We start from the raw sequence: 18,094 nt of genomic DNA on the forward strand, positions 1-18,094 counted from the left end.
ACTGTTCATTAGCATCGCTCCACACGGCCAATTCGCCAGCGCCACAAGGGGATCGATATTCCGTGTCAACCGCTCGCCGAACGATGCTGACCGCCACCGCCGCGGGCACCCTGCTGGGCGCCCTGTGGTTCGTCCCCTCCGCCAACGCGACGGTGACCGACCAGGTGAGAGTGGAGACTTCGGCGACACCAACCTCCCAGGTCACCCAGCAGGCAAGGGTGACCTCCTCGGCCGTCACCACCTACTCGGACGACACCCAACTCGCCGACACCGGAAGCCCGGACACCACGCCGTACATCGTCGGCGGGACCATTTTCCTCGGTCTCGGCGCCGGTTTCGTGGCGTATTCGGTGCGACGGGAGCGCCTCGGGTTTTAACTTGCTTGACGATTACTTGACTCAAGCTTCATAGTCCGCTCATGAAGAGATCATCGGGCATACGGCTGTGCGTCACCGTCGCGGTGGGCGCACTGTCGCTGGCCCTCATCACCGGCTGCTCCGACGGCGGTTCGGACACCGCGAAGAGCGACGACTCCAAGAGCAACGCCGAAGGCACCACCAAGAACTCCGCGAAGGCGCTCAGCGCCGCCGAGTTGCAGAAGCTGGCCCTCGCGAAGGGCGATGTCACCGGTTACGAGGTCGGATCGGTCGGCAAGACCTTCCCCGCGACCAAGAGCGCCGTCACCGTCGACAAGGCGCAGTGCCGCCCGCTGGCCTGGGCGATGGCCGGGCAGGCGCCGGGCGACGCGGCCACGGCCACGAACAGGATGGTCATCGAGGCGAAGAAGGCCTCCGCCACCCCGTCCAAGTCCGTGGAGGACCTGAGCGAGGCGGAGCTCGAGGACGCGTTCGGTTCCGCAATGGACCGCACGACCACCGTCGTCGGCCTGTCGTCGTACGACGGCGACGGCGCCGAGAAGACGTTCAAGACCATCTCCGACGCGGTCAAGACCTGCGCCGGCGGCTTCACCCTCGTCCCCGGCTCCGACGGCACCAAGTACACCGGGGTCACGGCCGAGAAGGCCTCGGACTCCGGCGACGAGTCGGTGGCGTTCGGCGCGACCGCCGTCATGGAGGACACCGGCGGCGAGACGGGCACCGTGCACACCGAGGTGGTGCGGCACGGCAGCACCATCGTCACGTACTACACGGTCAACCTCGGCGCCCTGATGTCGCAGAAGGCCTACGCCATCCCGGCCGCGGTGGTCACCGCCCAGTCCGCCAAGCTGAAGTGACGTACGGGGCCCGGCCGTTGCCACGACCGGGCCCCGACTTCCCTACAGCAGCGGCCCGGTGACCTTCTCCACGGCCTCCACCACACACCCGTCACGCACGAACGCCTCCGCCGCGGCGAGGTCGGGAGACAGGAAGCGGTCCGGCCCCGGACCCTCGACTCCCGCCGCCCGTACGGCATCGATGACCGCCCGGGAAGCGGGCGCAGGGGCCAGCCCCTCACGCAGCTCCACCGCGCGCGTGGCCGCGTACAGCTCCACCGCGATGATCCGAGTGAGGTTTCCGACAGCAGTGCGCAGCTTGCGCGCGGCCGACCACCCCATGGAGACGTGATCCTCCTGCATCGCGGAGGACGGAATCGAGTCGGCGGAGGCGGGCACGGCCAGCCGCTTCATCTCACTCACCAGCGCGGCCTGCGTGTACTGGGCGATCATCAGCCCCGAGTCGACACCGGCGTCGTCGGCGAGGAACGGCGGCAGCCCGTGCGACCGGTTCTTGTCGAGCAGCCGGTCGGTACGACGCTCGGCGATCGACCCGAGGTCGGCCGCGGCGATGGCAAGGAAGTCGAGGACGTAAGCCACCGGCGCGCCATGGAAGTTGCCGTTGGACTCCACCCGACCGTCGGGCAGCACAACGGGGTTGTCGACGGCCGAGGCCAACTCCCGCTCCGCGACCAGCCGGGCATACGCAATCGTGTCCCGCCCCGCACCCGCGACCTGCGGAGCACACCGCACGGAGTACGCGTCCTGGACCCGGGGCGCACCGTCCTGGTGGTGCCCGGTGAGTTCCGAACCGGCAAGCACGGCAAGCATGTTGGCGGCACTGGAGCCCTGCCCGGGGTGCGGCCGGATGGCGTGCAACTCGGGTGCGAGCACCTTGTCGGTACCGAGCAGCGCCTCCAGCGACAGCGCGGCCGTGACGTCGGCGGACTTGTAGAGCATGTCGAGGTCGGCGAGCGCCATGACCAGCATCCCGAGCATGCCGTCGGTGCCGTTGAGAAGGGCGAGCCCCTCCTTCTCCCGCAGTTCGACAGCCGCGATCCCGGCTTCCGCCAGCAGCTCGCCGGCGGGCCGCACAAGCCCGTCCGGACCCTCCGCATCGCCCTCTCCCATGAGCGTGAGCGCGCAGTGGGAGAGCGGGGCGAGGTCACCGGAGCACCCGAGAGAGCCGTACTCGTGAACAACGGGGGTGATCCCGGCGTTGAGCACATCGGCCATGGTCTGCGCGACCTCGGGCCGCACACCGGTGTGCCCCGAGCAGACGGTCTTGAGCCGCAGGAACATGAGAGCGCGCACGACCTCCCGCTCCACCCGCGGCCCCATCCCCGCGGCGTGCGAGCGAACGATGTTGCGCTGCAACTGGGCCCGCAGCTCCGGGCTGATGTGCCGGGACGCCAAGGCCCCGAACCCCGTGCTGACGCCGTACACGGGCTCCGGCTTGGCGGCCAGCGCGTCCACGATCTCCCGCGCCGCGGCGAGCGCCGAGACGGCCTCGCCCGAAAGCTCGATCCGGGCGCCCCCGCGCGCCACGGCAAGAACGTCGGACGCGGTGACCCCCGACGTCCCCACCACCACAGTGTGCATATCCATATTCAGGAGCGTACGCATTGAATGCGGCAGTGTCACTACCGGGGGACGGGTTGGACCCTTACAGGTACGTCACGTCCGCCGCCCCCGGAACCGCCGCCGCTCCGCCGGCATCTCCGGGGTCGGCGAGTCCGCGAGCCGGACCACCGGATCGTCCGGGCCGTCCCGCCCGGCGACCACCGGCCGGTCCGCACGCAGCGCCTTCGCCCGGTACTGGGCCGCGTCCGCCAGCCGGAACAGCCGCCGGCCGGACCGTACCGCCCCGATCGGATCCTCGGTGGACGCGACCCCGCACGCGACACCCTCCCCCAGCTCCAACTCGGCGGCCCTGCGGCACAGTTCGCCCGCCGCGTCGACCACCTCGTCGGCGGGTGGCCCGACCGCGAGCAGACAGAACTCGTCCCCGCCGAGCCGCGCGGCCAGGGCCCCCGGCAGCATCGCCCCGCACAGCGACAGCACCGACCCGAACCGTTCGAGCAGCCGGTCACCGACCGCGTGCCCCTGGGTGTCGTTGACGCGCTTGAGCCCATTCAGATCGCACACGACCAGGCTGACCACGACCCCGTCCCGCCGATGCCGCTCGACCGCCTCGTCCAGCCGTACGTCCACGGCCCGCCGGTTGGCGAGCCCGGTCAGCGCGTCCGTGAAGGCGAGCCGCCGAGCCTCCTCCAGCCGCTCGGTCTGCGCGAGCCCGGCCGCGACCACGGAGGCCAGCACGGTCGCGAAGTCGGCGTCGTCCCGCCCGAACACGGGCGCCCCGACCGCCCGCGCCACATACAGCTCACCCCAGGCCCGCCCGTGCAGCACGATCGGGGCGACCACACAACAGCCGCGCCTACGACGCCGTAGCGCCGCCACGCGCTGATGGCAGTAGCCGGGACTGCCCGCGGCCAGGCCCTCCGCGGTCTCGACCCAGGCGTTGGGCTCACCGCCCCCGGCCCAGCGCTCGTGCAGGAACTCGGTGATCTCCGGGAACTGGTGCACCGGGTAGGTCTCGGCGTCCGGGAACTCCTCCTCGCCCGCCGCCCGCTCCCCCACGTTGACGAGGACCCGCAGCCGCCCCAGCTCCCGCTCCCACACCGACAGCGCGGCGAAACTCCCGTCCAGCGCCCGGCACGCCCCGCCCGCCGCCGCCCGCCAGGACTCGCGCGGGGTGTGAGCCGCCGCCATCCCCTGCGCCAGCTCCACCACGGCAGCCAGCCGCCTGTCCTCACCCATCACTCCAGGCTAGGGAGTTTTGGGGCATATCGGGACATTGATGCGGCGAACAGGTGTCTACGCGCGACAAGAGCCGCTACTCACCGGGCCACTGCGGCTTCCGCTTCTCGTTGAACGCGGCCACGCCCTCCGCCCGGTCCCCCGAGAACGCCACCGACCGCCACGCCGCGTCCTCGACCTCAAGACCGGCCCGCAGATCCAGCCCGTGCCCGAGCCGCAGCGCCCGCTTGGCCGCGCGCAGGCCGACCGGCGAGTTCGCGGCGATGCGCGCACCCAGGGCAAGGGCCTCCTCGCGGTCCCGACCGGCCTCCACCAGGACGTCCACGAGCCCCAGCTCCGCCGCCTCTTCCGCCTCCAACCGCCGTGCGGTGAAGATGAGTTCGGCCGCCCGGGCCGCGCCCACCCGGCGGGGCAGCAGCTGCGTACCGCCACCGCCCGGGATCACCCCGACCGACACCTCCGGCAGCCCGACCACCGCCGTATCGTCCGCCACGATCAGGTCGCAGGACAGGGCCAGTTCGAAGCCACCGCCGAGCGCGAACCCGTGCACGGCGGCGATCGTCGGCATCGGGAGTTCCAGGACACCGGTGTACGCCCCGCGCGCGAGCGGCCGCTGCCGTACGAGCTCGGCGTCGGTGAGCGAGTTGCGCTCCTTGAGGTCGGCGCCGACACAGAAGGCCCGCTCGTGCGAGGAGGTCAGCACGGTGACGCGGACGTCCCGGTCCGCCGCCAGCGCCGCACAGGCCGCGGCGACGGACCCGGCCATCGCGGTGGAGACGGCGTTCATGGCCTTGGGCCGGTCCAGGACGAGTTCCGCGACATGGTCGTGGAGCCGCACCAGCACGAACTCCCCGAACCGTTCCTCGCTCATGACACCCTCCTGGTTAACGTGGGTTAACTGAACTCGCCCCGATCATCGCACGGCCCTTCCCCGTTCGGGTGACATGCCGCCCAACTCCCGCCGCACCGCCCGGAGAAGCGCATAACGTGCGTCCGCCACACGACAGGGGAGGGATCGTGACGACGACCACGCAGGCGGAGCGGGCCGAGGACACCGCGGACGCGGCGCCACCCGTCCTCCCCCGGGGCCGGCACCGGCGCCCCAAGCCCCGCAAGGTGCTGCTCGCCTTCGGCGGGCTCGCGGTGGCCGCCGGGGTGCTGAGTCTCGTACGGCTGACGCCGGAGTCGGGGGTCGGCGGGGTGGGCACGGCGGAGGCGGAGCCGAGCCCGGACGTGGACGCGGAGCAGAGCGGCGCCGGGCACCCGGCCAACGCCGCCGCCACGATCAGCGCGGACCCGACGGCGTTCCCGTCCACGATCCCCTCCGCGAACTCGGTGATGGGCGGCGCGGGCGCGACACCGACCACGGCTTCCGGCGTCGTACCGACTCCGTACGCGACGACGGCACCCACGACCGTCCCGCGGACGGAGCCGACGTCGGAGGCCGGCACCGCCCCACAGCCGCACGCACCGGTCACCGCACCGGCCCCCCAGGCTCCCGCGACGAGCGCGGCCCCGCAGCCGGCCCCCACGCCGACCCCGAGCAGGACCGCCAACTCCCCTGCCCCGGCGCCGAGTCGGCCGAGTCTCTGCGTGCCGATCATCGGGCTCTGCGTGGACCCACTGGTCCACCGTGACTGATCCGAAGCCCCACCGTTTGTGCCGGTTTGTGGACGGCGTGAGACTGAAGACATGAACGCATCGGACACCACCCTCGACAAGAACAAAGAGCTCGTGCGCGCGTTCATCGACGCACTCTTCACCAAGGGCGACCTGGGCGCGGTCGACGAGTACCTCGCCGAGGACTTCGTCGACCACGACCCGCCGTTCAACGGGCCCGGCGACCGTGAGGGCTTCCGCACCGCCGGCGCGCTGTTCCGGGAGGCGTGTCCCGACTGGCACAGCGAGCCGGACCTGATGATCGCCGAGGGCGACCTGGTCGTCGAGCACTTCACCGCCGCCGGGACACAGCGCGGCGAGCTGCTCGGGGTGCCGGCCCCGGCCGGGGGCCGCCCCCTGACCCTGCACGGGACCAACATCTTCAGGGTCGAGGACGACCACATCGTCGAACGCTGGAACCGCCCCGACGAGCTCGGCATCCTGCGCCAGCTGGGGATCGCGCCGTAGCAGAGACCTACGCGGGGGCCGAGTCCCGGCGGGTAAGCAGCCAGGGTTCCACCACACCCAGGCCGCGCACCGGGCGCTGCCACATCGGCTGGAGCGCGAAGCGGTACGTCGGGGGCTCCTCGCCCTCCTTCTCGGCGGTGGCCGCGGCCTCGGCCGCCTCCGCCTCGGAGGCGGGCGCCTCGCCGCTGCGGATGAGCTCCTCGGCGAAGGCGCTGTCGACGAGGACGGCGTCGCGGGGAGCTATCGAGGTGAGCCGCGAGGCGAGGTTGACCGTCGTGCCGAAGACGTCGCCCATGCGGGTCGTGACCGTGCCGAAGGCGATGCCGACGCGGAGTTCGGGCATGGTCTCGTCGTGGGCCATGGTCTCGATCAGGCGCAGCGAGATCTCGGCGGCGACCCCGGCGTCGTCGGCGGAGAACAGGACCTCGTCGCCCAGGGTCTTGATGAGCCGGCCGCCGCGCGCCGCCACGAGGTCGGCGGCGGTGGTCTCGAAGGCCTCGACCAGTTCGCCGAGTTCCTCCTCCTCCATGCGGCGGGTCAGCCGGGTGAAGCCCACCAGGTCGGCGAAGCCCACGGCGAGGCGCCGGTCGACCATCTCCTCGTCGTCGCTGGCCTGGACGACCCGGCCGGCCGAGGCGGCGAGCTGGCGCCGCCACACGTAGACGAGGAACTCCTCCAGCTCGGGCAGCAGCAGCTCGATGATCGGGTACGTCACCTCGGTACGGGACATGCCGGGCTCGGGCGGCTCGGTGAGGCCCTCCAGGAACGAGTCCATCTGCCAGCCGGCCAGCCGCGCGGTGGTCTGCCCGGTGGAGCGGGCCACCTGCACGGCCATCGCCTCGCTCAGCAGCCCCGCCTCGACCAGACCGGCGAGGCGGCGCAGCGCGAGGACGTCCGCCTCCGTGAACGCCTTGGCCTGGCCGACGTCCGCGAAGCCCATGGCGCGCCAGAAACGGGTGGCCAGCTCCATGGAGACACCGGCGGTACGGGCCGCCTGGAACGGGGTGTAACGGCGCTCCGCGCCCAGGATCAGCCCTTCGAGGCGCAGCGCGAGGGGGTCTTCGCCGGGATCGGCGGCATAGGGGTCGGCCCGGCCACCGGCGGCATCGGGGTCCACCCGGCCGTCCGCGTCCGCGCCGGAGCCCGTGTCGTCGACGGTCACGCCTGCTGCCCTTCCGATCTGCCACGGTCAGGTATCGACCGGGCCCAATGCTACGGCAGGTGTGGGCCAGCTCACTCCGTGAGTCACGCGGACAAAGCGGCCACAAGAGCGGTCGGGGTCACGCGGGGCGCAGACGCACGAATTCGCCCGCCCCCCACCGGCTCCTGCACTCCGTCCGCCACAGCCCGAGACCGACCACACTCCCCAGCGATCATCACAACCACTCCGACGATCCACCACCCCGACAACCCGGACCGGACCAAGCCCGCCGCAACCGATCGCGTCACACCGACACGACAGCCCCACAGCGGCCAAGGTCACGCGGGGCGCAGGTGCACGATGTCGCCCGCCCCCACGGGCTCCTGCACTCCGTCCTCCGTCGCGAGGACCAGCCGCCCGTCCCCGTCGATCGCTACGGCCTCCCCGGTGATCGACCGGTCCCCGGGCAGTTCGGCCCGTACGACCCGGCCGAGCGTGGCGCAGCCGGCCGCGTAGGTCTCCTGGAGGCCGCTCTCCACCGGGTCGCCGCCCGCCGCGCGCCACTTGTCGTACCAGTGCTCCAGGGACCGCAGAACGGCCCGCAGCAGGGGGTCGCGGTCCGTGGCGACGGCCCCGGCCAGGGCGAGGGAGGCGGCCTGGGGCACGGGCAGCTCGTCCTCGCGCAGGGTGACGTTGATGCCGACGCCGACGATCACCGCGGTGTCCCCGGCGCGCTCGGCGAGGATGCCGCCGGCCTTGCGTTCCTCGCCACCGACAGTCACCAGCAGGTCGTTGGGCCACTTGAGTGCCGTGTCGACGCCGGCCGACCGGGCCAGGCCGGTGGCGACGGCGACACCGGTGAGCAGCGGGAGCCAGCCCCAGCGGGCCACGGGGACGTCACCCGGCTCCAGCAGGACGGAGAAGAAGAGCCCGGAGCGGGCCGGTGCCGTCCACTGCCGGTCGAGCCGTCCGCGCCCGGAGGTCTGCTCCTCGGCGACCAGGACGGCGCCCTCGGCCGCCTTGCCGGCGGCGGCAAGGGCGACGAGGTCGGAGTTGGTAGAGCCGGTGGACTGCACGACCTCCACCCCGGTCCACAGCCCGCCCGCCCGGACGAGCCCGCGGCGCAGCGCGTCGGCGTTGAGGGGCGGCCGTTCCAGATCGGACCAACGGCTGCTGTCGTCTGAGGCATCTCGCGGCGTCATGCAAGCCACCCTAGGTGTGTTGTACGCCGCACTGCCGATCGGTAGGCACGCCACTACTCTACGAATGAGTAACCGTCCCCCCTTTTGAGCAGGCAGGGAGCCGTAATCCCGATGTCCGAGCCGGAAGCGCCTCAAGAGATCGACATCCACACCACCGCCGGGAAGATCGCGGATCTTCGGCGCCGCACCCAGGAGGCGACGCACGCGGGCTCGGAGCGCGCGGTCGAAAAACAGCACGCCAAGGGCAAGTTGACGGCCCGTGAGCGGATCGACCTGCTCCTCGACGAGGACTCCTTCGTCGAGTTCGACGAGTTCACCCGGCACCGGTCCACCGACTTCGGCCTGGAGAAGAACCGCCCCTACGGCGACGGTGTCGTCTCCGGCTACGGCACGGTCGACGGCCGCCCCGTCGCCGTGTTCTCCCAGGACTTCACGGTCTTCGGCGGCGCCCTGGGCGAGGTCTACGGCCAGAAGATCGTCAAGGTGATGGACTTCGCGCTGAAGACCGGCTGCCCGGTCATCGGCATCAACGACTCCGGCGGCGCCCGCATCCAGGAGGGCGTGGCCTCGCTCGGCGCGTACGGCGAGATCTTCCGCCGCAACACCCACGCGAGCGGCGTGATCCCGCAGATCTCCCTGGTCGTGGGCCCGTGCGCGGGCGGCGCGGTCTACTCCCCCGCGATCACCGACTTCACGGTGATGGTCGACCAGACCTCGCACATGTTCATCACCGGCCCGGACGTCATCAAGACGGTCACCGGCGAGGACGTCGGCTTCGAGGAGCTGGGCGGCGCGCGCACCCACAACTCCGTGTCCGGCGTGGCCCATCACATGGCGGGCGACGAGAAGGACGCGATCGAGTACGTCAAGCAGCTGCTGTCGTACCTCCCGTCCAACAACCTCAGCGAACCCCCCGCGTTCCCGGAGGAGGCGGACCTCTCCGTCACGGACGAGGACCGCGAGCTGGACACCCTGGTCCCGGACAGCGCGAACCAGCCGTACGACATGCACACGGTGATCGAACACGTCCTGGACGACGCGGAGTTCTTCGAGACCCAGCCCCTCTTCGCGCCGAACATCCTCACCGGTTTCGGCCGGGTGGAAGGGCGCCCGGTCGGGATCGTCGCCAACCAGCCCATGCAGTTCGCCGGTTGCCTCGACATCGACGCGTCCGAGAAGGCGGCCCGCTTCGTCCGCACCTGCGACGCGTTCAACGTCCCGGTCCTCACCTTCGTGGACGTCCCCGGCTTCCTCCCGGGCGTCGACCAGGAGCACTACGGCATCATCCGCAGAGGCGCGAAGCTGATCTACGCGTACGCCGAGGCGACCGTCCCACTCATCACGGTCATCACCCGCAAGGCCTTCGGCGGCGCCTACGACGTCATGGGCTCCAAGCACCTGGGCGCCGACCTCAACCTCGCCTGGCCGACCGCCCAGATCGCCGTCATGGGCGCCCAGGGCGCGGTCAACATCCTGCACCGCCGCACGCTCGCCGAGGCCGAGGCCGCCGGCGAGGACCTGGACGCGGTGCGCGCCCGCCTCATCCAGGAGTACGAGGACACCCTCCTCAACCCCTACATCGCGGCCGAGCGCGGCTACATCGACGCGGTCGTCCTCCCCTCCGACACCCGCCGCCACGTGGTCCGGGGCCTGCGCCAACTCCGCACCAAGCGCGAGTCGTTGCCCCCGAAGAAGCACGGCAACATCCCCCTGTAGAGGAGCGGCCTCCATGAACATCAAAGTCGTAAGGGGCAACCCGACCCCGGAGGAGCTGGCCGCCGCCCTGGCGGTGGTCAGGGCCCGCGCCGCGGCGGCGACGACAACTCCGCCCGGCGCACCGAGGCAGCGGGACGCGTGGTCGGACCCGTCGAGGATCGCGACGGCGAGGCTCCCGATCCCGGGGCCGAGTGCGTGGACCCGCACTTTCTGGCCGGGCTAAGGTTTTAGGGGCGCGGGGAACCGCGCACGAAGGGGAAACTCCGGGCGCCGATTTGAGTACGAGTACTCAGGCGCCCGCCCCCACCCAAGCCGCACGCTGGTGCCATGCTGTGGTCCGACCCCGATGACGAGCCTCCCGAGGAACTGCGGGAGATGCAGGTCATGTTGCGGCGACTCGGAGTACTCATGGCACTCGCGATGGTCCTGGCGATGATCGTGATCGGACTGGCGTAAGCGGCCGCGGCGCCGCCGATACCCTGGCCGTATGACAGATCAGCCGCGCCGCCGCCTCGTGCTCGCCTCCCAGTCCCCCGCCCGGCTGGGCCTCCTGCGCCAGGCGGGACTGGACCCCGAGGTGATCGTGAGCGGGGTGGACGAGGACGCGATCTCCGCCCCCACCCCGGCCGAACTGGCGCGAGCACTCGCCGAGGCGAAGGCTTCCGTCGTGGCCGCCCGCCCGGAGGTGCAGGGCGCGCTGGTGATCGGCTGCGACTCGGTGCTCGACCTCGACGGCGAAGCCCTCGGCAAGCCCGCCGACGCCGAGGAGGCCACCGCCCGCTGGAAGTCGATGCGCGGCCGGGCGGGCACCCTCCAGACCGGCCACTGCATCTACGACACGACGAGCGGCCGGTACGTCTCGGCGACCGCGTCGACCGTCGTCCGCTTCGGCGAGCCGACCGACGCCGAGGTCGCCGCGTACGTCGCCTCGGGCGAACCCCTTTACGTGGCAGGGGCGTTCACGCTCGACGGCCGTTCGGCGCCGTTCATCGAGGGCATCGACGGCGACCACGGCAACGTGATCGGCATCAGCCTGCCGCTCGTTCGCCGCCTGCTGGGCCAACTGGGCGTCGGCATCACGGAGTTGTGGACGCCCCGGGAGAAGTAGCGCTCAGGAGGGGCTGGGGGCCGGCGGCGGGACGATCGGCGCCGGGTCCTTGTCGGGCCGCTCGGGGTCCTTCGGGTCCTTGGGGCCCTCCGATGCCGGGGCCGCGTCGGAGGGGCCCTCCAGGCGGTCGTAGGTCATCAGCAGCAGGATCACGAGGCCGAGCACCACCACCATGAACGCGAACGCGGCCTTGCCCTCCACCATGGCCCACGCGAACGCGGCCAGCAGTCCGTGTACCACCGCCACACTGATCAGCAGGATGCGGCCGAGGCCGGCCGGGGCCCGGTCGCGTATCGCGACCAGCAGGGCGACCACGGCGCACAGGAGGAAGTAGAGGCCGAAGACCACTCCTCCCACCTTCGAGGAGACGGACATCGCGTCCGGGTCGATGCCGGCCAGGGACATGTTCTGGCGGTCGGCGACGATCCCCAGGAACCAGTTCAGCGCGGCCACTCCGAAGGCCTCCACGAAGAGGACGACCGCCAAGATCCATGCCACCGGTCTGCGCACCACCGGCCCCCACCCACTTCCGTTCGAGACACCCCGAACGCTACTAACGGGTAAACCTCGGGACAAGGGTTGTGTCAGGGGCAAAGAATCATTGGGCCATTCGTAGGGACTCCACAAAGAAACGGCGTGGCGCGCGGCACGCTCTCACAGAGACCTTGACCACACAGGAGGGCTAGGGTTTTACGGAGGAGTCCTGCGTACCGAGGTGCGACAAGGGATTTCGCGGGTCGAGCGGGCCCCGCATCACGCTCCGTGTGGGCAAGCTCACCACCGGGGACGGGTCGATGCGTCGTGTCGGCAGTCCCTAAACTCGGCTTGTTTCAAGGAGGGAGCCTCAATCGTGCGCAAGGTGCTCATCGCCAATCGTGGCGAAATCGCTGTCCGCGTTGCCCGGGCCTGCCGGGATGCCGGGATCGCGAGCGTGGCCGTATACGCCGACCCGGACCGGGACGCTCTGCATGTCCGCGCCGCGGATGAGGCGTTCGCCCTGGGCGGTGACACACCGGCGAGCAGCTACCTGGACATCGGGAAGGTCCTGGGCGCGGCCCGCGAGTCCGGTGCCGACGCCGTCCACCCCGGCTACGGCTTCCTGTCGGAGAACGCCGAGTTCGCCCAGGCCGTCCTCGACGCCGGCCTGATCTGGATCGGCCCCCCGCCGCAGGCGATCCGCGACCTGGGTGACAAGGTCGCCGCCCGGCACATCGCCCAGCGCGCCGGCGCCCCGCTGGTGGCCGGCACGCCCGACCCGGTCTCCGGGTCGGACGAGGTCGTCGCGTTCGCCGAGCAGCACGGGCTGCCCATCGCGATCAAGGCCGCGTTCGGCGGCGGCGGCCGCGGCCTGAAGGTCGCCCGCACGCTGGAAGAGGTTCCCGAGCTCTACGACTCCGCGGTCCGCGAGGCCGTCGCCGCCTTCGGACGCGGCGAGTGCTTCGTCGAGCGCTACCTCGACAAGCCCCGCCACGTGGAGACCCAGTGCCTGGCCGACACCCACGGCAACGTGGTCGTCGTATCGACGCGTGACTGCTCGCTCCAGCGCCGGCACCAGAAGCTGGTCGAGGAGGCGCCCGCGCCGTTCCTCTCCGAGGCGCAGGTCGCCGAGCTGTACGCGTCGTCGAAGGCGATCCTGAAGGAGGCCGGCTACGTCGGCGCCGGGACCGTCGAGTTCCTCGTCGGCCAGGACGGCACGATCTCCTTCCTGGAGGTCAACACCCGCCTCCAGGTCGAACACCCGGTCACCGAGGAGGTCGCCGGCATCGACCTCGTGCGCGAGATGTTCCGCATCGCCGACGGTGAGGAACTCGGCTACGGGGATCCCGAACTGCGCGGCCACTCCTTCGAGTTCCGCATCAACGGCGAGGACCCCGGCCGCGGCTTCCTGCCCGCCCCCGGCACCGTCACCACCTTCGCGCCGCCGTCCGGGCCGGGTGTCCGGCTGGACGCGGGTGTCGAGTCCGGCTCGGTGATCGGTCCGGCGTGGGACTCGCTGCTGGCCAAACTGATCGTCACGGGCGCCACCCGTGAGCAGGCGCTGCAGCGGGCTGCGCGGGCGCTGGAGGAGTTCCGGGTCGAGGGCATGGCCACCGCCATCCCCTTCCACCGCGCGGTCGTCACCGACCCCGCCTTCGCGCCCGAACTCACCGGCTCCGCCGACCCGTTCACAGTCCACACCCGCTGGATCGAGACCGAGTTCGTCAACGACATCAAACCCTTCGCCGCCCCCACCGACACCGAGGCGGACGAGGACACCGACCGCGAGACGATCGTCGTCGAGGTCGGCGGCAAACGCCTGGAGGTCTCCCTCCCGGTCTCGCTCGGCATGTCCCTGGCCCGCACCGGCCTCGCCGCCGGCGCCAAGCCGAAGCGGCGGGCGGCGAAGAAGTCCGGGCCGGTCGCCTCGGGCGACACCCTCGCCTCGCCGATGCAGGGCACGATCGTCAAGGTCGCCGTCGAGGAGGGCCAGGAGGTCAAGGAGGGCGACCTCATCGTCGTCCTCGAAGCCATGAAGATGGAACAGCCCCTCAACGCCCACAAGTCCGGCACCATCAAGGGCCTCGGCGCCGAAGTCGGCGCCTCCATCACCTCCGGCGCCGCCATCTGCGAGATCAAGGACTGATCCGACCGCACGTACAGAGGTGCCCGGCCGACAGGAACAGTCTGTCCGCCGGGCACCTCTGTAATGTGACGGGACAACAAGGTGACGGGACAACGCCGTATCGCGCCGAGGAGGGCAGGTGGGACCCATGGCCGAGACAGCCAGGCCGCCGGCGGGTCTGCGTGCCGACGCCCGCCGCAACTACGAGCGGCTGCTCGCCGAGGCCCGGGTGTCCTTCGCCGCGCACGGCACGGACGCGTCCCTGGAGGACGTGGCCCGGCGCGCGGGCGTCGGCATCGGCACGCTGTATCGCCACTTCCCGAACCGGCAGTCCCTGATGAGCGCGGTGTTCGAGGACGCGGTGGGTGAACTCCTCGCGCGTTCCCGGGAGTTGCGGAATGCTCCACAGCCGTGTGCGGCACTGGTGACCTGGCTGCGCGAGATGGTGACCCACGCGAGCGAGTACCGGGGGCTTTCACGGGCGCTGATGGCGGTGGCCGACGACGACACGTCGGCGCTGGCCCGGTGCAGCAGCCCTATCCGGGAGGCAGGGGGTGCGTTGCTGTCCCGGGCCCAGGAGGCGGGTGACGTGCGCGGTGACGTCGAGATCGGTGATCTGCTTCAGCTGACGCATGCGATTGCGTTGGCGGCCGAGGGGAATCCCGGAGACCCTGAACTGGCTGACAGGTTGCTCACGTTGACGTTGCGAGGGTTGAAACCGTAGCGCTGTCTCGTTTTCGGGTGCGGGTCGGTGGGGGCTGGTCGCGCAGTTCCCCGCGCCCCTAAATGCCGACCAGCTCAAGCGCTTTTAAGGGGCGCGGGGCTGTATCGATATGCGGCTCCGCCGCGTGGGCGCGACCAGCCACGACGGCGCCGCAGCCGAAATCCGCACCGATCAACGCCTGCGCAAATCCGCCACCCTTGCCGCGCGCTCCCGCTCCGGGGACTCCCCGGTCAGTACGCCCGCCGAGCGCAGCCCCGGTACTTGACCCCGTCGCGGTGCCGGAAGGGGTACGTCCCGGCGGCGTTGCTCCCGCGCCGGGGCCTGATCACCCCCCTGGCCGCCCGCCCCGCCGGCCACGGCGATCTGCACCCCCTGGTCGGCGAGGGCCTGCAACTCCGTGGCGGCGCGGTCGTCGTGGCCCGGGGGCTCGTCGGTGACGAGGCGGGTGATCACGTCGGTCGGCACGGTCTGGAACATGGTGTCCGTGCCGAGCTTGGTGTGGTCGGCGAGGACGACGACCTCGGCCGCCGCCTGCACGAGGGCCCGGTCGACGGACGCCGAGAGCATGTTGGACGTGGAGAGGCCGCGCTCGGCGGTGAGCCCGCTTCCGGAGAGGAAGGCCCGGGAGACGCGCAGCCCCTGGAGGGACTGCTCGGCCCCGCTGCCCACCAGCGCGTAGTTGGAACCGCGCAGGGTGCCCCCGGTCATCACGACCTCCACGCGGTTGGCATGGGCCAACGCCTGGGCGACAAGGAGGGAGTTGGTGACCACGGTCAGTCCGGGGACCCGGGCGAGCCGGCGGGCCAGCTCCTGGGTGGTGGTACCCGCCCCTACCACGATCGCTTCGCCCTCTTCGACGAAGCTCGCGGCGAGATCGGCGATGGCCGTCTTCTCGGCGGTCGCGAGATGCGATTTCTGCGGAAAGCCGGACTCCCGCGTGAACCCGCCCGGCAATACCGCACCGCCGTGCCGGCGGTCGAGGAGTCCTTCTGCCTCCAGTGCGCGCACGTCCCGCCGTACGGTCACTTCGGAGGTCTGGACGACGCGGGCGAGCTCACGGAGCGATACAGCCCCATTCGCTCGCACCATTTCGAGGATCAATTGGCGACGTTCTGCAGCGAACACGAAACTGACAGTAACCCCAACGACCGTCTGCTTTCAGCTGTTTGCGGTGAATAGCAGAAGTTGTTCGCACAGGAGGGCGAGAAGTGGTATAGGGGGTAGTCCCGGCGCCTATGCCGTACGAATGGGCGGCAACTCCCCGTGACCAGCGGGGAGTCGGTGCGGCCTCAGACTTCGCCCGTCGCCTTGCGGGTGTGCAGCTGTCGGGCCACCTCGGCGATCGAGCCCGAAAGGGACGGGTAGACGGTGAAGGCGTTCGCGATCTGTTCGACCGTCAGGTTGTTGTCGACGGCGATCGAGATCGGGTGGATCAGCTCCGAGGCGCGGGGCGCCACGACGACACCGCCGACGATGATCCCGGTGCCCGGGCGGCAGAAGATCTTGACGAAGCCGTCCCGGATGCCCTGCATCTTCGCGCGCGGGTTGCGGAGGAGGGGGAGCTTGACGACACGGGCGTCGATCTTGCCCGCGTCGACGTCGGCCTGGGAGTAGCCGACCGTGGCGATCTCCGGGTCGGTGAAGACGTTCGAGGAGACCGTCTTGAGGTTGAGCGGGGCCACCGCGTCGCCGAGGAAGTGGTACATGGCGATACGGCCCTGCATCGCGGCCACCGAGGCGAGCGCGAAGATGCCGGTGACGTCACCGGCCGCGTAGACGCCGGGGGCGGTCGTGCGCGAGACCTTGTCGGTCCAGATGTGGCCCGAGTCGCGCAGCCTGACGCCCGCCTCCTCCAGGCCCATGCCCGCGGAGTTCGGGATGGCGCCGACGGCCATGAGGCAGTGCGAGCCGGTGATGACGCGGCCGTCGGCGAGGACGACCTCGACCTTGTCGCCGACACGCTTGGCGGACTGGGCGCGGGAGCGGGCCATGACGTTCATGCCGCGGCGCCGGAAGACGTCTTCGAGTACGGCTGCCGCGTCCGGGTCCTCGCCGGGGAGGACGCGGTCGCGGGAGGAGACGAGGGTGACCTTGGAGCCGAGGGCCTGGTAGGCGCCGGCGAACTCGGCGCCGGTGACACCGGAGCCGACCACGATCAGCTCTTCGGGGAGTTCGGTGAGGTCGTAGACCTGGGTCCAGTTCAGGATGCGCTCGCCGTCGGGGCGGGCGTCGTCCAGCTCACGGGGGTGGCCGCCGGTCGCGATGAGGACGGCGTCCGCGACGAGGGTCTCCTCGGTGCCGTCGGCCGCCTTCACGATCACCTTGCGGGAGCCGTCGATCGCCTGCATGCCGTCCAGCCGGCCCCGGCCGCGCATGACGCGGGCGCCGGCCCGGGTCACGGACGCGGTGATGTCGTGCGACTGGGCGAGCGCGAGGCGCTTCACACGGCGGTTCACCTTGCCGAGGTCCACGCCCACGACCCGGGCCGCCTGCTCCAGGGGTGGGGTGTCGTCGGCCACGATGATGCCGAGTTCCTCGTACGACGAGTCGAAGGTGGTCATCACCTCGGCCGTCGCGATAAGGGTCTTCGACGGCACGCAGTCGGTCAGCACCGACGCCCCGCCCAGACCGTCGCAGTCGACGACGGTCACCTCCGCGCCGAGCTGCGCTGCCACCAGCGCCGCTTCATAGCCGCCGGGTCCGCCACCGATGATCACGATCCGAGTCACGTACCCCATTGTCCCGCACGCTTCAAGATGCTTCCGCCCGGGGGCGGCGGGGGTGCGTGGTGCGCCTGCGGTTCGTCGTGGGTCGCCTGCGGTTCGTTGTGGGTCGGTGCCGTGTCGGGGGGTGTCCGTACGCGGCTGACGGCCGTCCGGGGTGCGCCGCCGTTCCGAAGCGCATGTCCGCGCCGGGGCGACGGAGGTGCCCCCGGGTACCGACGGTTACGGGAGTGGCGGGTGTGTTCGCTGCCGTACTCTCGGAGCATGTCGCTCTACGCCGCGTACGCCGGCAATCTCGACGCGCGGCTGATGACCCGCCGCGCACCGCACTCGCCGTTGCGTGCCACGGGCTGGCTGAACGGGTGGCGGCTGACCTTCGGTGGTGAGCACATGGGCTGGGAGGGCGCGCTCGCGACGATCGTGGAGGCGCCGCGCTCCCAGGTCTTCGTCGCGCTGTACGAGATCGCGCCGCCCGACGAGGACTCCATGGACCGCTGGGAAGGTGTCGGTCTTGATGTCTATCGGCGGATGCGGGTTCGGGTGCACACCCTGGACGGCGAGGAACCCGCCTGGGTGTATGTCCTGAATGGGTATGAGGGCGGGCTGCCGTCGGCCCGTTATCTCGGAGAGCTGGCCGATGCCGCCGAGTCGGCCGGAGCGCCGCACGACTATGTGATGGAGCTGCGTAAGCGGCCCTGCTGAGGGCTGTCACGGC

At 71.1% G+C, this 18,094-nt stretch carries 19 protein-coding genes; 11 read left to right on the forward strand and 8 right to left on the reverse strand.

Annotated elements, in window-relative coordinates; translation table 11 throughout:
- The first annotated feature begins 83 nt into the window (after positions 1–83).
- Positions 84–377, forward strand: coding sequence for an LAETG motif-containing sortase-dependent surface protein (locus ACQHII_RS18390; protein WP_362985111.1), 294 nt, complete (start codon positions 84–86; stop codon positions 375–377).
- 41 nt (positions 378–418) lie between these two features.
- A complete protein-coding gene (locus ACQHII_RS18395) occupies positions 419–1,234 on the forward strand; it encodes a hypothetical protein (RefSeq protein WP_427920319.1) in 816 nt (271 codons plus the stop codon).
- 42 nt (positions 1,235–1,276) lie between these two features.
- Here ACQHII_RS18395 and hutH read toward each other — a convergent pair whose 3' ends face one another.
- The 3 genes from hutH to ACQHII_RS18410 all read right to left on the reverse strand — a co-directional run bounded on the left by hutH (position 1,277) and on the right by ACQHII_RS18410 (position 4,907).
- Positions 1,277–2,815: a histidine ammonia-lyase gene (gene hutH, locus ACQHII_RS18400; protein ID WP_427925346.1), complete on the reverse strand. Its 1,539-nt coding sequence runs from the start codon at positions 2,813–2,815 to the stop codon at positions 1,277–1,279.
- Positions 2,816–2,890: 75 nt separating this feature from the next.
- Entirely contained in the window at positions 2,891–4,036 is a 1,146-nt protein-coding gene (locus ACQHII_RS18405; protein WP_427920320.1) for a diguanylate cyclase domain-containing protein, read from the reverse strand.
- A gap of 76 nt (positions 4,037–4,112) precedes the next feature.
- Positions 4,113–4,907 (reverse strand): enoyl-CoA hydratase/isomerase family protein, encoded by a 795-nt coding sequence (locus ACQHII_RS18410; RefSeq protein WP_427920321.1) that lies wholly within the window; start codon positions 4,905–4,907, stop codon positions 4,113–4,115.
- Positions 4,908–5,053: 146 nt separating this feature from the next.
- On the opposite strand from ACQHII_RS18410, the gene ACQHII_RS18415 reads away from it, so the two are divergent.
- Positions 5,054–5,677, forward strand: a complete 624-nt coding sequence (locus ACQHII_RS18415) for a hypothetical protein (protein WP_427920322.1) — start codon at positions 5,054–5,056, stop codon at positions 5,675–5,677.
- Between the two features lie 51 nt (positions 5,678–5,728).
- Entirely contained in the window at positions 5,729–6,163 is a 435-nt protein-coding gene (locus ACQHII_RS18420) for an ester cyclase (RefSeq protein ID WP_427920323.1), read from the forward strand.
- Positions 6,164–6,170: 7 nt separating this feature from the next.
- Here the strand turns inward: ACQHII_RS18420 and ACQHII_RS18425 are convergent, their stop codons facing one another.
- Both ACQHII_RS18425 and ACQHII_RS18430 read right to left on the reverse strand, forming a co-directional pair.
- Positions 6,171–7,325, reverse strand: coding sequence for an adenylate/guanylate cyclase domain-containing protein (locus ACQHII_RS18425; RefSeq protein WP_200711667.1), 1,155 nt, complete (start codon positions 7,323–7,325; stop codon positions 6,171–6,173).
- A 317-nt stretch (positions 7,326–7,642) separates the two neighbouring features.
- Positions 7,643–8,506 (reverse strand): biotin--[acetyl-CoA-carboxylase] ligase, encoded by an 864-nt coding sequence (locus ACQHII_RS18430; protein ID WP_427920324.1) that lies wholly within the window; start codon positions 8,504–8,506, stop codon positions 7,643–7,645.
- A 111-nt stretch (positions 8,507–8,617) separates the two neighbouring features.
- Here ACQHII_RS18430 and ACQHII_RS18435 point away from each other — a divergent pair, with 111 nt between their 5' ends.
- From ACQHII_RS18435 to ACQHII_RS18450, 4 genes are all read left to right on the forward strand, one after another.
- The gene (locus ACQHII_RS18435; RefSeq protein ID WP_427920325.1) at positions 8,618–10,222 is read left to right on the forward strand and encodes an acyl-CoA carboxylase subunit beta; all 1,605 of its coding nucleotides are present in this window, start codon (positions 8,618–8,620) and stop codon (positions 10,220–10,222) included.
- A gap of 13 nt (positions 10,223–10,235) precedes the next feature.
- Complete coding sequence (locus ACQHII_RS18440) at positions 10,236–10,445, forward strand: acyl-CoA carboxylase subunit epsilon (RefSeq protein ID WP_093628832.1); 210 nt, start codon at positions 10,236–10,238, stop codon at positions 10,443–10,445.
- Between the two features lie 104 nt (positions 10,446–10,549).
- Positions 10,550–10,678, forward strand: a complete 129-nt coding sequence (mmpB, locus tag ACQHII_RS18445; RefSeq protein WP_355903251.1) for a morphogenic membrane protein MmpB — start codon at positions 10,550–10,552, stop codon at positions 10,676–10,678.
- A 31-nt stretch (positions 10,679–10,709) separates the two neighbouring features.
- Positions 10,710–11,330, forward strand: coding sequence for a Maf family protein (locus ACQHII_RS18450; RefSeq protein ID WP_427920326.1), 621 nt, complete (start codon positions 10,710–10,712; stop codon positions 11,328–11,330).
- Between the two features lie 3 nt (positions 11,331–11,333).
- Here the strand turns inward: ACQHII_RS18450 and ACQHII_RS18455 are convergent, their stop codons facing one another.
- On the reverse strand, positions 11,334–11,828 hold the full coding sequence (locus ACQHII_RS18455) for a hypothetical protein (protein WP_427920327.1): 495 nt from the start codon (positions 11,826–11,828) through the stop codon (positions 11,334–11,336).
- A gap of 352 nt (positions 11,829–12,180) precedes the next feature.
- On the opposite strand from ACQHII_RS18455, the gene ACQHII_RS18460 reads away from it, so the two are divergent.
- Together ACQHII_RS18460 and ACQHII_RS18465 are read left to right on the forward strand one after the other, a co-directional pair.
- Positions 12,181–13,953 (forward strand): acetyl/propionyl/methylcrotonyl-CoA carboxylase subunit alpha, encoded by a 1,773-nt coding sequence (locus ACQHII_RS18460; protein WP_427920328.1) that lies wholly within the window; start codon positions 12,181–12,183, stop codon positions 13,951–13,953.
- Positions 13,954–14,080: 127 nt separating this feature from the next.
- Positions 14,081–14,656 carry a TetR/AcrR family transcriptional regulator gene (locus tag ACQHII_RS18465; protein WP_427920329.1) on the forward strand — a complete coding sequence of 192 codons (576 nt, stop codon included), beginning with the start codon at positions 14,081–14,083 and terminating at the stop codon, positions 14,654–14,656.
- Between the two features lie 171 nt (positions 14,657–14,827).
- On the opposite strand, the gene ACQHII_RS18470 is transcribed toward ACQHII_RS18465, so the two are convergent.
- Together ACQHII_RS18470 and ACQHII_RS18475 are read right to left on the reverse strand one after the other, a co-directional pair.
- Complete coding sequence (locus tag ACQHII_RS18470) at positions 14,828–15,781, reverse strand: DeoR/GlpR family DNA-binding transcription regulator (RefSeq protein WP_427920330.1); 954 nt, start codon at positions 15,779–15,781, stop codon at positions 14,828–14,830.
- Positions 15,782–15,945: 164 nt separating this feature from the next.
- A complete protein-coding gene (locus ACQHII_RS18475; RefSeq protein ID WP_019072870.1) occupies positions 15,946–17,394 on the reverse strand; it encodes an NAD(P)H-quinone dehydrogenase in 1,449 nt (482 codons plus the stop codon).
- 249 nt (positions 17,395–17,643) lie between these two features.
- Between ACQHII_RS18475 and ACQHII_RS18480 the strand changes: the two genes are divergently transcribed.
- Complete coding sequence (locus tag ACQHII_RS18480) at positions 17,644–18,081, forward strand: gamma-glutamylcyclotransferase (RefSeq protein WP_019066947.1); 438 nt, start codon at positions 17,644–17,646, stop codon at positions 18,079–18,081.
- Positions 18,082–18,094: the final 13 nt, after the last annotated feature.

The organism is Streptomyces sp. cg40, from assembly GCF_050320165.1.
GTDB lineage: Bacteria > Actinomycetota > Actinomycetes > Streptomycetales > Streptomycetaceae > Streptomyces > Streptomyces hokutonensis.

Excerpts from the sequence above, each read along its gene's own strand:
- ACQHII_RS18390 (WP_362985111.1), top strand. The coding sequence starts at position 84 with ATGCTGACCGCCACCGCCGCGGGCACCCTGCTGGGCGCCCTGTGGTTC.
- ACQHII_RS18395 (WP_427920319.1), top strand. The coding sequence starts at position 419 with ATGAAGAGATCATCGGGCATACGGCTGTGCGTCACCGTCGCGGTGGGC.
- hutH (WP_427925346.1), bottom strand. The coding sequence starts at position 2,815 with ATGCACACTGTGGTGGTGGGGACGTCGGGGGTCACCGCGTCCGACGTT.
- ACQHII_RS18405 (WP_427920320.1), bottom strand. The coding sequence starts at position 4,036 with ATGGGTGAGGACAGGCGGCTGGCTGCCGTGGTGGAGCTGGCGCAGGGG.
- ACQHII_RS18410 (WP_427920321.1), bottom strand. The coding sequence starts at position 4,907 with ATGAGCGAGGAACGGTTCGGGGAGTTCGTGCTGGTGCGGCTCCACGAC.
- ACQHII_RS18420 (WP_427920323.1), top strand. The coding sequence starts at position 5,729 with ATGAACGCATCGGACACCACCCTCGACAAGAACAAAGAGCTCGTGCGC.
- ACQHII_RS18430 (WP_427920324.1), bottom strand. The coding sequence starts at position 8,506 with ATGACGCCGCGAGATGCCTCAGACGACAGCAGCCGTTGGTCCGATCTG.
- ACQHII_RS18435 (WP_427920325.1), top strand. The coding sequence starts at position 8,618 with ATGTCCGAGCCGGAAGCGCCTCAAGAGATCGACATCCACACCACCGCC.
- ACQHII_RS18440 (WP_093628832.1), top strand. The coding sequence starts at position 10,236 with ATGAACATCAAAGTCGTAAGGGGCAACCCGACCCCGGAGGAGCTGGCC.
- mmpB (WP_355903251.1), top strand. The coding sequence starts at position 10,550 with ATGCTGTGGTCCGACCCCGATGACGAGCCTCCCGAGGAACTGCGGGAG.
- ACQHII_RS18450 (WP_427920326.1), top strand. The coding sequence starts at position 10,710 with ATGACAGATCAGCCGCGCCGCCGCCTCGTGCTCGCCTCCCAGTCCCCC.
- ACQHII_RS18465 (WP_427920329.1), top strand. The coding sequence starts at position 14,081 with ATGGCCGAGACAGCCAGGCCGCCGGCGGGTCTGCGTGCCGACGCCCGC.
- ACQHII_RS18475 (WP_019072870.1), bottom strand. The coding sequence starts at position 17,394 with ATGGGGTACGTGACTCGGATCGTGATCATCGGTGGCGGACCCGGCGGC.
- ACQHII_RS18480 (WP_019066947.1), top strand. The coding sequence starts at position 17,644 with ATGTCGCTCTACGCCGCGTACGCCGGCAATCTCGACGCGCGGCTGATG.